This window comes from Phycisphaerales bacterium (assembly GCA_016699835.1).
Classification (GTDB): Bacteria; Planctomycetota; Phycisphaerae; order Phycisphaerales; family UBA1924.
Genome location: CP064987.1, coordinates 1,127,102 through 1,141,283, shown reverse-complemented (window position 1 = coordinate 1,141,283; position 14,182 = coordinate 1,127,102). Strand labels below are relative to the sequence as shown.

Sequence of the window (14,182 nt, the reverse complement as noted above, 5' to 3'; positions counted from 1 at the left end):
GAGCAACCGAATGTTCGGCGGGTCGTGCGTGCTCGCCCGGATAGGATCGCCCCATGAAAATGAACTCGGCTCTTCGCGGTGTTGTGGGAGTTCTTGTAGCGCTGGCCATGGCGGCGTGCGCGTCGAATCGCGACGCCCGTGGTCGCGGTCAAGGAAGTGACAGCCGTGAGGGAGCGGGACGCGCGGGGCACCTGCTCATCATCGGTGGCGGGCTCGATGACGACAATCGACCTGTCTACGACCGCCTCATCGAGTTGGCGCGGCACAGCGCCGGGTCCGCACGCGAGCCGCGCATACTCATCGCAACGGCGGCCAGCCTCGATCAGGAGGCCAACTCCAAGGGCAAGACCGAGTCCATCCTTGCGTATTGCCCGACGTGCCGGATCGACACCATCACGCGCGAGACCCCGACCGAGGAGACCGTGGCGCTCGTGGACGCCGCCGATGCGATGTTCTTTACCGGCGGCGATCAGAAGCGGATCACGGCGCGATACCTCAAGGACGACGCGGACACGCCCGAGTCGCTCGCCATGCGGCGCCTGCTCGCGCGCGGCGGCACCATCGCCGGGACCAGCGCCGGCGACGCGATGATGTCCGACCCCATGTTCCTGACGGGGCGCAGCGCCGAGGCGCTGGGCATCCGTTCCACGCGCACGAGCAAGGGCCCCGACGACGACGCGGACGAGAAATCAACACGGCCTCCCCTCGGCCCGCGGATCGGCAAGGGCATGGGCTTTCTCCCCTGGGCGATCACCGACTCGCACTTCTTCGAGAGGCACCGCTTCGGCCGGCTCGTCGCGGCCCTCGAGACCAGCGGCACGCGACTTGGGATCGGCGTCGGCGAGGACGCCTGCGTCGAGGTGGACCTCGCGACCGGCGATCTCATCGGCGTCAGCGTCGCCGACTCGCTGCTGGTGGACGCCGGCGGCGTGCGTCGCGACGGCCTCTCGCGCTCGAATCTGCGTGCTCTGGTCATCCAGCAGGGCGCACGCGTCTCGCTCCTCGCGCGTCTCGAGTCTTCCATTCCCCAGCCGCCGCCCCGGCCCGACGCCACCGAGGACCACCCTATCGTCGAGCCGGGGCAGAACCGCCAACTCGCCTCGTGGCGATTCTTCCTTCGCGCCCAGCAGGACACGTCAACCGTGAACCAGTCCACCGAGCACCGGCCCACGCCAGACCATCCCGCGACGGCGCAGCACCTGCAACTCGATGGTTACAACCAGACCGCCTGGCCCGACGGCACCGGCTGGTCCATCGTCGAGATTACTCCCGCCACGAACCACGCCGACCACTGACGCACATGCAGTAGGCCGGCTCTCCGAGCCGGCGTCTACCGTCTCCTTCGTTTCCCACACACCGGGCGAGTGCCCCGAGACAGTAGCGGCTCTGGGCCATCCCCCCCCCCACAAGCCGTGCTCCTCATTGCGGTGTGGGCGAAGCACTCGTCCTCGACACCCGCCCACGAGAACTCACAGTTGATTCAGCACCCCGCGTTGAAGCGTGTGAGGTAATACAACAGATCATCGATCGTGACGCCGCCGTCGGGCGTGCCCGTGCCGGTGCCGTTGTCGACGTCGGTGGTGCAGGTGGCGGTCAGTGCGGCGGGATCGCTGACGAGCGTGCCGCAGGTGTTGGAGAGGACGCAGTCATACGTGGCGGCGTCGCCGGCGGTGACGGGATTGATGATGAGGGTGTCGCTCGTGGCGCCGGAGATGGACCCGGCATCGACGAGCGGGACGCCGTTCTTCCGCCATTGCAGGCTCAGCGGGGTCGATCCCGTCGCGGTCACACGGAAGGCCGCCATGGCGCCCTCCTTGGCGGTGAGCGTCGAGGGTTGAGACGAGATTGCCGGCGCGACGCCTCCGAAGGAGTATTGCGCTAGGCGCAGCGAGGAGTTCCCACCGGCCGTGGTAAAGGAGCCTCCCGCGATCGCATCGCCCATGGGCGTGACAGCAAGGGCGTTCACGCCACCGTTGAGGCCCGTGCCCAGCGGCGTCCACATCGAGAACGCGTCGTTCCAGCGTGCGGCACGATTGGCCGAGACTCCACCTGCGGTGGTGAACGAGCCGGCGGCGAGGAGATCGCCGTTCGGTAATGGAGCGATGGCCTGCACGGTCGCATTCATCCCCGTGCCAAGCGCCGACCACGCCGTGCCGTTCCATCGCGCGAGGCGATTGGCCGAGACGCCGCCCGCCGTGGTGAAGCCCCCGCCCGCGATGAGGTCGCCGTTGGGCATGACGGCGAGCGTGGTCACGTTCGCGTCCATCCCGCTCCCCATCGGCTGCCACGCCGTTCCGTCCCATCGGGCGATGCGGTCGGCCGGTCCGGTGATGGAGTTGAACTGTCCTCCGGCGATGAGGTCGCCGTTGGGCATGACGGCCAAAGAGAAGACGAGGTCGTTGAGCGGCGTGCCGACGGGCGACCACGCCGTGCCGTCCCAGCGTTCCACCGTCGCGCCCCCGGCGATGACGTCGCCGCTCGGCATGACGGCGAGGGCGCGCACGGTGGCCGCCTGGCCCGCGCCCATCGGTTGCCAGTCGATGCCGTCCCATCGCGCGATGTACCACGACGTCGTCACGCTCCCGGCGACGGTGAACTGTCCACCGGCAACGATGTCGCCATTGGGCATCGCGGCGAGGGCGAGGACGGTGACGTTCATGCCCGTGCCCAGGGGCGACCATGAGGTGCCATCCCAGCGCGCGATGCGGCTCGCGGTGACGCCACCAGCCGAGGTGAACCCGCCACCCGCGATGAGATGTCCATTGGGCAGGAGCGCGAGGGCGTTGACAGTGCTGCCCATACCCGGCGTGCCCAGGTCGGCGCTCCACTGCGCGGGACAGACCTGGGCCACAAGGGACGCGGGGACGAGGCCCACACCCAGCGCGGCCACCATGGCCCAACGGAGAACCCTCGTGGCGTGTGGCATGGCGCGTCTCCTGTGTCGTGATCGTGCCGTCGTCGGGGCCGTGTGATCGAAGCCCCCCCTCCCCGCCCCCCGCAATCTACCGGGCGTTGAAGGCCTTGGCAAGATCAAGACCGGCCGCGCGTGGTGATTGGCCCGAACGCGGGAGACTATGGGACGATGGTCCTCGTGCGGACGGGCGCCCCCGCGTTCTGCATCCCCTCGGCGCCCCCGCGTCGCTCTCAGCCGTAGCATCTCTGTCCCCATCGCAAGCCGGGGTCGTGGGCCCTGGTGTTCACGGGCCCTGGTGTTCCTGGGGTAGGGCGTTGGTGGCGAACGAGGAGACGGCGATGTCATCGATCAGGAGCAGTCGCGGCGGCAAGGGTGGCGGGGCGCAGGTCAAGGGGATGACAGGAGCCAAGGCCTCGGGTGGGAAGTCGCGGACGTCCGCGCTCACGCCGCACTCGGGGAGCAGGCTCGACCCCTCGCACGTCCTCGACCAGGCCCGGATGACGAGGGAGAAGAAGATCGAGTCGGCGGCCAGGAACGCGGCCAAAAAGCCCGGGGCCAGCAAGACGCGGCCGAAGAAATCGAAGTAGAAGGCGACGACACACACGCCGCCGGCCGGTCTCCACAAGCATCGCCCCGCGACGAGCGCCCCCCACAACTCCCGCCCCCCCCATTCCTCCGGACTTGAAGTGTGTTGGGCGTGACGAGTGTCGAAGAGTCCCCGAGTTCGCCTCGAGCGCACCGCACCAAAGTCCGGGAAGACGGGGAAGTGGAATGGAGAAAAGGTGGCGCCGGACTTTGGTGGCACCGGGCGCACGACCCTCGGCACCCGATCGAGTGTGTTTCGTGCGCTATGTGTTGGAGTATGACTATCGCGTCTCACGCCGTGAACGACGGCGGCGTGTCACGGCCGTGATTCCGAGAGCCGCAACAGCGAGCGATGCGGGCGCGGGGACCTGGGGATTGAACCCGGTGCCGCCCTCGATGGCGATGGCGTGGGCGCTGCCGGGCAGTTCGAACCCATCGCCGCCCTGGACCGACCACGACAGCCCGAGACCCAGCGAGAAACCTTCGGCGGAGTTTGGTCCGGCGAGCGCGCTCATGCTGAAGGGGATCGAGCCGCCGGGAACCACGGCCGCGTTGGTGACGCTGAACTCCAGCGCGTTGTTTCCGAGCCCGCCATCGATGTTGGTCGTGAGGAGGACGGTGCCGGTGATGAACCCATCGTTATCGAAGTCGACGAGTGAGCCCGTGAAGAAGGCGCCGACCTGGATCCCCTGCGGATAGATGGCGCCGATGTTGGGCATGGAGAAGGAGAGACTCTGGAAGCCATAGATCGCGCCGGGCACTTGATCGGCGGGATCACGCCGGACGAGCACATTCGTGAGCGTCACATACGAGATGGGGCTCTCGACGCCGGTCACGCCGGGTCCGGCGGAGCCGAAACCATAGAAAAAGTCCGCGTCCATGACGCCCGGCCCCGGCCAACTGGCCGAGAACGTGTTGGCCCGGAATCGGATCTGCCCATCGCTCGGAGCGGCGGTGGCGGTCTGGTCGTAGAGGTGGAAGTTGCCGGGATCGTCAAAGGCGACCACGGCGGTCTGGGCCGATGCCGTGGCGGCGGATCCGAAGATCACGACCGACGCAAGAACGAAACGACGACGTGTGTTCATGACGCCCTTCCCATCCAAGGTGGTGAGAGAGACAACAGAGTTAGCGCACCCACAGCACGATCCTACCAGATCCGAGGGTGTCGGCAAGTCGATTGTGCGAGCGGCGGAACGTGAACGTGGATTCACGCCTCGTTGTTTGGACTCCGTTTGAAAGCGCCACGAACGATCGAGGCGATCAGAGCGCCTGTCTTCACAGCCTTTGCCGGTGGTAGGCGGGTGGCGTGGGACGGCCCCCCATGCGCTTCGCCCGGCGGGTGGCATGGCTTTGGTCATGCCTTGGGTGCCATCAGTCGGTCGCTTTGGGCCGACTGATGCGAGGCGTACGCTGACGCCATGACCGTCCCGTCCGACGCTCTACCCCCGCCCCCGCCTCCCCCACGAAAGCACCTCCGACGGCACGAGGACCCCCATCACGCCAGATTCCTCACGTTCTCGTGCTTCCGGCGCTTGCCGCTCCTCTTCGATCCCGACACTCGCGATTGTCTGGCCCGCCATCTCGAGCGGACGAGGGCGCGATGGAAGTTCCATCTCTACGCCTGGGTCGTGATGCCCGAGCACGTGCATCTCCTGCTGTGGCCGCGGCTGCCCGACGGGCCGGTCGCGAAGGTCCTCCACGATCTCAAGCGATCGACGGCGCAGGAGACGATCGGGTGGTGGCGTGGGCGCGACGCCGGATCCCTCGCGGAGATCCGAGGCTCCGATGGAACAATCCGAATCTGGCAACGCGGCGGCGGGTACGACCGCAACATCTCCAGTCTCGCCGAGTTCGACGAGAAGTTACGTTACATCCATGAGAACCCCGTTTGCCGGGGCCTGGTCCCGCGACCCGAGGACTGGGCGTGGTCGTCGGCGCGGTGGCACGCGGGGTGGGGGGGCGATTGCACGGGACCCGTGGCTATCGATCCGCTCCCGCCGACTCGGCCAGCCGGGAGTCCGAGCGTTGGTGAGGGACACGACGCATCCGGTGGCGCTTGCATCAGTCGTCGCAGAGCCGCCGACTGATGGCACCCAAGGCAGGATCAATCCACGCCACCCGCCATGGGGCCTCGGAGGATTCCGGGGCCTTTTTCATTTGGCCATTTGGTCATTTGTCCATTTGGCCATTTCCTCCCTCGTGATTCGTGATTCGGCATTCGTGAGGATTGATGAGACGGCGGTGGTCGAGTGCCATTGCCCATTGCCTATTCCCCATTCCCTTTCTCCTTCACGGCACGACGCCGGGTTTTCCGATATATTCCCCCCATGAACATGCAGCAACCGATGGCCGGGGGGGCCGGTGGGGCGGGTGGTGGATCCGACGGCTGGTACTACGCGCTGGGGTCGTCGCGGTTTGGGCCGGTGCCGATGGGGCGGCTGGTCGAACTGATCCGCGTGGGGCAGGTGCGCCCCGAGACGCTGGTGTGGCGCGAGGGGATGGGCGATTGGGTCGCGGCGCGATCGGTCGCGGAGTTGCAGGCGACGCTCGCGGGGGCGGCCCAGGCCGGGACGCACGCCGCCCCGCCGACGGCTCCGGGGCAGATCGGCTTTGCCGGTGATCGCACCATCGACCCGACGAACTATGCCGGGTTCTGGGTGCGCTTCGCCGCGTACCTGCTCGATTGCCTCATCATCACGGTCCCCATCGTGATCGTGACGTTCGTGCTGGCCTTCCTGGTGGGGATGGTGGCCGGCGTGAGCGGTTCGGGCGGACCGGGTGGTGGTGGTGGTGGTGGCGGGGGGGCGGCCGGGGCGATTGCCGGAGGCATCATGCTGCTGGTGCAGTTGGCCGCGATCGTCGCGACGTGGTTGTACTTCGCGATGCTCGAGTCGGGCGAGAAGCAGGCGACCTTCGGCAAGCGGGCGCTGGGGATCATCGTCGCCGACACGAACGGGCAGCGGATCTCCTTCGGCAAGGCGAACCTGCGCATGCTGGGCAAGGTCGTCAACGGGTTCACGTTCCTCATCGGCTGGATCATGGCGGGCTTCACCCAGAAGAAGCAGGGCCTGCACGACATCATCGCGGGGACGGTGGTGCTCAAGAAGTAGGCACCAGGCACCAGGCATCAGGTACGTGGGTTTATTTGCCAGGGAAACCGCCGGGGTTACCGTTGGCGCATCCGCTCTTGCTGTTCCTCTTGCCCAATGGCGAATGCCTAATGCCGAATGCCTAGTGCCTAGTGTTCCCCATGACCACCACACACGCAGCCGGCGTCCGTTCGTCCTCGCACGGCGTAGACATCGATCACTTGAGCCCCGGGCGAGCCTTCAACTTCTCGGCGGGGCCGGGCGTGCTCCCCGAGGAGGTCATCCGCGAGGCCCAGGACGACCTCATGAACCTCATGGGGACGGGGATCGGCATCGCCGAGCAGAGCCATCGCGGCAAGGCGGCCGACGCGATGTGGGCCGAGACGCACGCGGCGTGCCGGCGCGTGGGGAACGTCCCCGACAACTACAAGATCCTCTTCCTGACGGGCGGGGCGACGAGCCAGAACTTCATGATCCCCGCGAACCTTCTGCCCGAGGGCGGGAGCGCGGAGTATCTCACGACCGGATACTGGGCCGAGAAGACCTTCGAGGAGGGGAAGTTCTACTCGAAGAACGTGCACGAGGCGTGGGACGGGCGGAAGGTGAGCCACGCGTACTGCCCCGCGGACAACGAGATCGCGTATGCCGGGGGTGGGGGGGGTGGGGGTGGGAAGCCCGCGTACGTGCACATGTGCTCGAACAACACGATCTATGGCACGCAGTGGCGGAATGCTGACGGGACGTTCCGGTACCCGAAGATGCCCGATGGCGTTCCGTTGATCTGTGACGCCAGCAGCGACATCTACTCGCGCCCGATGGACATCTCGAAGTTCGGGATGGTGTATGCCGGGGCGCAGAAGAACATCGGGATCGCGGGGACGACGCTGGTGATCATCCGCGAGGATTTGCTTGAGGCGGTGCGTCCGCTGCCGACGATGCTGAAGTATGCCACGCACGCCAAGGACGAGAGCCGGCACAACACGCCGCCGGTCTTCCCGATCTATGTTGCTGGGTTGGTCTTCAAGTGGATCGAGAAGACCTGCGGCAAGGACGGCCTCAGCAAGATGCACGCGCGGAACACGGCTAAGGCGAAGGTGATCTACGACGTGCTCGATTCGACGGAGTTCTTTGTGGGGCACGCCCGCAAGGACAGCCGCAGCCTCATGAACATCTCGTTCAAAGTGAACCCGAAGGTGAAGGACGCAACGGCCCTGGACGAGAAGTTTGTGAAGGAGGCCAAGGCGGCGGGGATGGACCAACTCAAGGGCCACCGCTCGACAGGCGGCGTGCGGGCGAGCGTCTACAACGCCTTCCCTATGAGCGGCGTCGAGACCCTGGCCTCGTTCATGCGCGACTTCGAGCGCAAGAACGGGTAGCCGACTTGGCCGCTTGAAATGGCCAAACTGTCCAAATGGCCCAAAGGGCATCGTTTCATGGGGCCACGGATGATGGGGGCCTCTGTATTGGCAATTTGGCCATTTGGTCCTTTGGCCATTTCCCCGCGAGGGGGCAGTAGGGGGGCGGGTTGTGCCCCAAGGGGATTCCCTGTATACTGGGCTTCTCGTCCTTCGTGGGTTCGGCTTGGGGCCTGGGCGTGGCGTTCGTTCTCGCTACAGGCCGGTTTGAAGGGAGTTCTCCATGGCACAGATTCGTGACGTTTCCCGTGTGTCGGTCCGCGCAGGCCTCATGTGTGGCGTGGCCGCGGCGTTGGCGGCGTTGGCCCCCACGGCGCTCGGCGGGCCCGACATCACCCACCAGAGCATGCACAGCGCCTCGCACTATGGACCCGTCGGCACGGTCCACGGCTACGCGTGGGGGAGCCAGACGTGCAACCTCGGCGACGCGCCCCTGGCATGGATCAACGGCGGGACGCCGGCCCTGGCGATGAACGCGTATCGCCTCGAGAACGGCCGACTCATGCAGATCGGCATCGGCAACGCCAAGCACGGGTGCTGCGTGGCGAACGGGTCGGGCTGCGGGACGTGCACAGCCGGTCCGGCGGGGACGCTCCGCCCCGGCTGCCGCGATACCTACTCCAGCGGGTTCAACGGCGGGCAGAGCCGGCTGGGCAATCGCTCGGGGATCAATCCCTATGAGGGGACCTTCACGGCGATCCCCGGCGGGACAGGCAACGCCATCTGGCGTCGCGTGCAGATCGACGAGAGCGAGATGAGCCTGGCCAACCACCCTAACGCCATCTTCATCGGCGAAGGGTTGTATGTCTGTGCCGAGGAAGAGCCGGCGCAGCAGCTCAACAACGCCACGCACCGCGTCATGAGCGTGGCGCGGACGGGCGCGACGCCGACCTATGTCTGGAGCCTCGCCGACGTGGATAAGGAAGGGACCGCGGCGATCTTCGCGTGGCGCGACCACGGACTGGGACTCAATCAGCCCGACACCTCGATCGTCATCCAGACCGTGGATGTCCCCGGCGAGGGACGGTACTTCATCGGCGGCAAGGCGACCGACCTGGGCAACGGGACGTGGATGTACGACTATGCCGTGTACAACCTCAACTCCGACCGCGCGGGCACGACGCTCAGCGTCCCGAATCCGCTCGGCTCGGTGGTCACCAACATCGGCTTCCACTCGGTGGACTACCACGACGATCCCTATGACAACGCCGACTGGAATAGCGACGTGAGCAACTGCACCGTCACGTGGGCCAGCCCCGAGAAGTACGAAGACAACCCCAACACCAACGCCCTTCGCTGGGGAACGATGTACAACTTCTGGTTCACGTCCACCTCGGCCCCGACGACGGGCTCGGCCTCGATGGGCCTCTTCAAGCCCGGAACGCCGACCTCCGTCAGCGTGGGCGGGCTTCCCGTCCCCGGCGCGCCGACGTGCATCGCCGACGTGGACGATGGCAGCGGCAACGGCACGCCCGACGGTGGCGCCACGGTCGATGACCTCCTCTACTACATCGGGATCTTCGGCACTGGCTCGGGATGCGCGGACGTGGACAATGGCTCGGGAACGGGCGTCCGCGACGGCGGCGTCACGATCGACGACCTGCTCTACTACCTGACGCGCTTCAACGCCGGCTGCTGAGGCCGCCTGTAGACACATTTGAACGCCTATACCACGGCGGCGGGAGTCCATCCCGCCGCCGTCTGCTTTGGCCCCGCAAAACCCCCGGTAATGGCTCAGGACGCTACGATCGTGGCTGGTCGTGGACGGTATCGGTGTGCCCCGTCGCCTTGGGCGAATCCCGGGGGCATGAGAGGCCGATATCCACGATACGGCCCGATCGCCACACCTCTCGAACATTGAAGAGAAACGGAAAACGAGTCCATGGTCAGCACGCTGAATCTTCCCGCCTTGCCCGATTTCGAGAAGCCCCTCCCGCCGCGCGAGGGCGATCGCGTCATCCAGTTCAGAGAGGCGCTCCGCGAGGCGATGAGCGAGGAGATGCGCCGCGACCCGCGGGTCTTCCTTCTTGGCGAAGAGGTCGCCCAGTACAACGGGGCGTACAAGGTCAGCCAGGGGATGCTCGAGGAGTTTGGGCCCCAGCGCATCATCGACAGCCCCATCAGCGAGAACGGCTTTGCCGGGTTGGCGGTCGGGGCGGCGATGTACGGGCTCAAGCCCATCATCGAGTTCATGTCGTGGTCGTTCAGCCTTGTTGCGGCGGACCAGATCCTGAACAACGTGCCGAAGATGCTGTACATGTCCGGCGGGCAGTGGGGGTGCCCCATCGTCTTCCGTGGCAACGACGGCGCGGGCGGTCAGTTGGGCTCGACCCACTCCTGGTGCGTCGAGGGGTTGTACAGCAACGTCCCCGGGATGAAGATCGCGATCCCCAGCAATCCGTACGACGCCAAGGGCCTCCTGAAGACGGCGATCCGTGAGTTGGACCCGGTCTTCTTCCTCGAGAGCGAGCGCATGCTGGGCGACAAGGCCCACGTCCCCGAGGAGGAGTACTACATCCCGTTCGGGAAGGCGCGACTCGTGCGCGAGGCCGCGAGCGAGACCAAGTCTTGCACGCTCGTGTCCTTCGGTCGTCCTGTGCACTTCTGCGTTGAGGCCGCCGAGGAACTCGCGAAGGATGGCATCGAGTGCGACGTGCTCGACATGCGAACGATCCGCCCGCTCGATATCGATTCCATCATCGCGAGCGTGCAGAAGACAGGGCGCGTGGTGGTGGTGGACCAGTCCTGGCCGTTCGCCAGCGTGGCGAGCGAGGTGGTGACGCAGATCTGTGAGCGATGCTTCGACTGGCTGGACTATCAGCCGGTGCGAGTGAACACGGAGGACGTGCCGACGCCGTATGCGAAGAACCTGGAGTACGCGTATCTCCCCAACAAGGAGAAGATCGCGGCGGCGGTGAGGAAGACGCTGGCGTAATTCGGTGCCGAGAGGTGTCGGTCTAGTTGGTTCGAGGTCAACTCTGAGGATCGTCTGATGTCAATCTCCATCACCATGCCCCGCCTGTCCGACACCATGCAGCAGGGGACCGTCGTCAAGTGGAACGTCAAGGAAGGTCAGCAGGTCAAGTCCGGCGATGTCATCGCGGACATCGAGACCGACAAGGCCACGATGGAACTGCAGACGTTTGATGACGGCACGATCGCCTCGCTCGGGGTGAGCGAGGGGCAGACGGTGGCCGTCGGCACCGTGATCGCGGTGCTCGCCGAGGCAGGCGAGGACGCATCGAAGATCAAGGCGAGCGCCGGCGGTGCCGCCCCTGCAAAGAGCGTGAAGGCCGAGGGTGCGGGTTCGTCCAACGCCGGTGGTTCGTCGGGTGGCGCGGGATCGACCGCCGTCATCGATCGCCCGACTGGCGGCACGTCGCACACGTCCAACGGTGTCGGGCACGGCACGCACGACCGCGTCTTCGCCTCGCCACTCGCCAAGAAGATCGCCGAGGAATCCGGGATCGATCTCGCGTCGCTCGAAGGCTCAGGCCCCGGCGGTCGTATCGTCCGCAAGGATGTGGAAGAAGCGATCCGTGGCGGTGTGGGCGCGAAGGTCGCTCCCGGCCGCGGCGGCGGCGCGGCTCCGGCGCCCTCGCCCGCCTTCGCGCCGGGCGCTCCGGTCCTCGCCGCCCGCACCGTGACGCTCTCCAACATGCGTCGCGTGATCGCGACGCGCCTTGTCGAGAGCAAGCAGACCATCCCGCACTATCAGGTGACGGTCGAGGTCGAGATGGACGCGCTCCTCGCGCTCCGCCAGCAACTCAACGAGCAACTCGCGACGCAGAACGTGAAACTGAGCGTGAACGACTTCCTCGTCCGCGCGTGCGCTCTGGCGATGCATGAGCATCCATTCGTGAACAGCCGGTGGGTGGCCACCAAAGGGCAGGAGTCGATCGAGATTCTGGGCGAGGTGAACGTCGGCGTCGCCATCGCGCTCGATGAGGCCAAGGGCGGCGGGCTGGTCGTCGCGACCATCCGCAACGCCGACGCGATCGGCCTGCGTCAAATCTCGTCGCAGACCAAGCAACTCGCCGACAAGGCCCGGGCCAAGGGCTTGTCACCCCAGGAGATGGAGGGCGCGACGTTCACGATCTCCAATCTCGGGATGTTCGGCGTGGACCACTTCACGGCGATCATCAACCCGCCGAATGTCGCGATCCTCGCGGTCGGGGCCGCCCTCGACAAGCCGATCGTGAAGAACGGCACGGTCGTCCCGGCGAAGGTCATGTCGATGACGATGTCGAGCGATCACCGCGTCGTCGATGGCGCGATGGCGGCGAAATACCTCGCGACGGTGAAGAGCATGCTCGAAAAGCCGGCGAGCCTGCTCGTCTGACACTGCCTGTCATCCAATCCCAATGAAAAACCCCACGAGTGCGTGGGGTTCTCTATCGATCACTTGAGTGCGGTTGTGTTTCGATCACGTCGCCCAGACGTTGCCAACGCGATTGGGGTCGGGCTTGGGTGCGTGCCCGTTGCTGCCGTGGCGTTGCTGGAGCGGGGCGTGGTGGTCGGCTCGCCAACTTTCTGGATAGGAGATGTCGTCGATGTCGAGCGCGGCCTTGGTGGGGAACATCGGGCGGAAGGTGTCGCACATGACGGCCAACTCGTCGGTGAAAGTCTTCCCGAGGCTGAGTTCGACGGTGCCCGGGTGCGGCCCGTGGGGGATGCCCTGCGGGTGGAGGCTGATGGAGCCGACCTCGATGCCGCGGCGGGCCTTGTAGTTCCCCTCGACGTAGTACAGGATCTCGTCGCTATCGATGTTGCTGTGGTTGTAGGGAATCGGGATGGCGTTGGGGTGGAAGTCGAGCACGCGCGGGCAGAAGGAGCAGATCACGAAGTTGTGACCCTCAAACGTCTGGTGGATTGGCGGCGGCATGTGCAACTTGCCCACGATCGGGGCGAAGTCGTCGATGTTGAAGCAGTACGGGTAGTAGCAGCCGTCCCACCCGACGATGTCGAGCGGATGGTACGAGTATATGTACGAGTGCACGCAATCGCGGGCCTTGATGCGCACCTCGAACTCGCCCAGTTCGTCGAAGGTCAGGGGCAACTCGGGCACGCGCAGGTCACGCTCGCAATAGGGCGAGTGCTCGAGGAACTGGCCCGTGGCCTTGCTCACATAGCGCGGCGGCGGTCCGATGTGGCTGCCGTTGGCGGTCTCGAAGCAGACGAACTTGCCGAAGGGCATCTCGTCTTTGGTGTAGTTCTCCGGGCGGTCGGCGTCCTTGAGCGGGTTCCACTCCATGCGATAGATGGTGCCCTTGGGGATGACGATGTAGTCCTTCTTCCCGAATTTGAGCGTTCCGAACATGGTGTAGACGGTCCCGCTGCCGAAGTGGACGAAGAGGCACTCGTCGCCCTGCCCGTTCTTGAAGTGATAGTCCATCTGGTCCTTGGGGACGCAGACGGACATCTCGACGTCGCTGTTGCCATAGAGGACGACGCGTCCGGTGACGGAGTCGCCGCGGGCCTTCATCTTGGCGGTCTTGGCGTGACGCATGCGCATCACGTCTTCCTCGACGTACTCGGGCTTGGTCTTGTACAGGGTCTTCCAGCCGCTGACCTGGGTCGGCGGGTGGATGTGGTACATGGTGCTGCTGGGCCCGACGAACCCCTCGGTGCCGAAGAGTTCCTCGGAATAGAGCGCGCCGTCGGGGCGGCGGAACTGGACGTGCCTCTGCTTGGGGAGGTTTCCGAGTTTGAAGTAGTATGCCATCGACGTGCCTCCTTTGGTGGGGGATTCTAGGGGCGAAGACGGCGAGGTCTGGCCATGCGCGTGGACATCGATTCACACGCGGTGGGAGTACAACCGGTGGAGGTCTGGGTGAGATTGGGTCTCGGTCTCGGGTTCGTGCGTTTACACCCCGGAGCAAATCAAGATGACGTCTATCAGGAGGATCCCGAACGTCCCCATGATGTGGTAGGTCAGTCGTTCGGATCGCTTGGGATTGCGGCGTGCGCGGATCTCGTATCGGGTCGCGGAGAAGAGCAGCACGCAAGCGACCGGCAAGGCCACAATGATGCCCCCGCCGATGAAGAGGATGGACGCGATCAAGAACATGCTCATCAGCCATCGCAGTTCATAGGGAACCGTGACTCGAAAGAGCAACCCGATGAAGAACACACACAGGTAGATACTCGCAAATAGCGCCCATCTCGCGCACAGCCAG

The 14,182-nt window shown here is 65.7% G+C and carries 12 protein-coding genes; 8 read left to right on the top strand and 4 right to left on the bottom strand.

All coding sequences use genetic code 11. From position 1 onward, the window contains the following. Positions 1-53 precede the first annotated feature (53 nt). The gene (locus tag IPK69_04745; GenBank protein QQS09932.1) at positions 54-1,295 is read left to right on the top strand and encodes a cyanophycinase; all 1,242 of its coding nucleotides are present in this window, start codon (positions 54-56) and stop codon (positions 1,293-1,295) included. 185 nt (positions 1,296-1,480) lie between these two features. Here IPK69_04745 and IPK69_04740 read toward each other — a convergent pair whose 3' ends face one another. Then, the gene (locus tag IPK69_04740; protein QQS09931.1) at positions 1,481-2,926 is read right to left on the bottom strand and encodes an immunoglobulin domain-containing protein; all 1,446 of its coding nucleotides are present in this window, start codon (positions 2,924-2,926) and stop codon (positions 1,481-1,483) included. Between the two features lie 326 nt (positions 2,927-3,252). On the opposite strand from IPK69_04740, the gene IPK69_04735 reads away from it, so the two are divergent. Next, positions 3,253-3,501: a hypothetical protein gene (locus IPK69_04735; GenBank protein ID QQS09930.1), complete on the top strand. Its 249-nt coding sequence runs from the start codon at positions 3,253-3,255 to the stop codon at positions 3,499-3,501. A 279-nt stretch (positions 3,502-3,780) separates the two neighbouring features. On the opposite strand, the gene IPK69_04730 is transcribed toward IPK69_04735, so the two are convergent. After that, a complete protein-coding gene (locus IPK69_04730) occupies positions 3,781-4,584 on the bottom strand; it encodes a hypothetical protein (GenBank protein QQS09929.1) in 804 nt (267 codons plus the stop codon). 333 nt (positions 4,585-4,917) lie between these two features. On the opposite strand from IPK69_04730, the gene IPK69_04725 reads away from it, so the two are divergent. The 6 genes from IPK69_04725 (at position 4,918) to IPK69_04700 (ending at position 12,345) form a co-directional block, all read left to right on the top strand. Continuing rightward, a complete protein-coding gene (locus IPK69_04725; GenBank protein QQS09928.1) occupies positions 4,918-5,586 on the top strand; it encodes a transposase in 669 nt (222 codons plus the stop codon). A 240-nt stretch (positions 5,587-5,826) separates the two neighbouring features. Continuing rightward, positions 5,827-6,609 (top strand): RDD family protein, encoded by a 783-nt coding sequence (locus IPK69_04720; protein ID QQS09927.1) that lies wholly within the window; start codon positions 5,827-5,829, stop codon positions 6,607-6,609. Between the two features lie 140 nt (positions 6,610-6,749). Beyond that, positions 6,750-7,964 carry a 3-phosphoserine/phosphohydroxythreonine transaminase gene (gene serC, locus IPK69_04715; protein QQS09926.1) on the top strand — a complete coding sequence of 405 codons (1,215 nt, stop codon included), beginning with the start codon at positions 6,750-6,752 and terminating at the stop codon, positions 7,962-7,964. Between the two features lie 262 nt (positions 7,965-8,226). Continuing rightward, positions 8,227-9,642 carry a hypothetical protein gene (locus tag IPK69_04710; GenBank protein ID QQS09925.1) on the top strand — a complete coding sequence of 472 codons (1,416 nt, stop codon included), beginning with the start codon at positions 8,227-8,229 and terminating at the stop codon, positions 9,640-9,642. Positions 9,643-9,885: 243 nt separating this feature from the next. Continuing rightward, a complete protein-coding gene (locus IPK69_04705) occupies positions 9,886-10,938 on the top strand; it encodes an alpha-ketoacid dehydrogenase subunit beta (GenBank protein QQS09924.1) in 1,053 nt (350 codons plus the stop codon). Positions 10,939-10,995: 57 nt separating this feature from the next. Beyond that, positions 10,996-12,345, top strand: coding sequence for a 2-oxo acid dehydrogenase subunit E2 (locus IPK69_04700; protein ID QQS09923.1), 1,350 nt, complete (start codon positions 10,996-10,998; stop codon positions 12,343-12,345). Positions 12,346-12,429: 84 nt separating this feature from the next. Here the strand turns inward: IPK69_04700 and IPK69_04695 are convergent, their stop codons facing one another. After that, positions 12,430-13,728 (bottom strand): homogentisate 1,2-dioxygenase, encoded by a 1,299-nt coding sequence (locus IPK69_04695; protein ID QQS09922.1) that lies wholly within the window; start codon positions 13,726-13,728, stop codon positions 12,430-12,432. Positions 13,729-13,869: 141 nt separating this feature from the next. After that, positions 13,870-14,079 carry a hypothetical protein gene (locus IPK69_04690; GenBank protein ID QQS09921.1) on the bottom strand — a complete coding sequence of 70 codons (210 nt, stop codon included), beginning with the start codon at positions 14,077-14,079 and terminating at the stop codon, positions 13,870-13,872. Positions 14,080-14,182 lie beyond the last annotated feature (103 nt).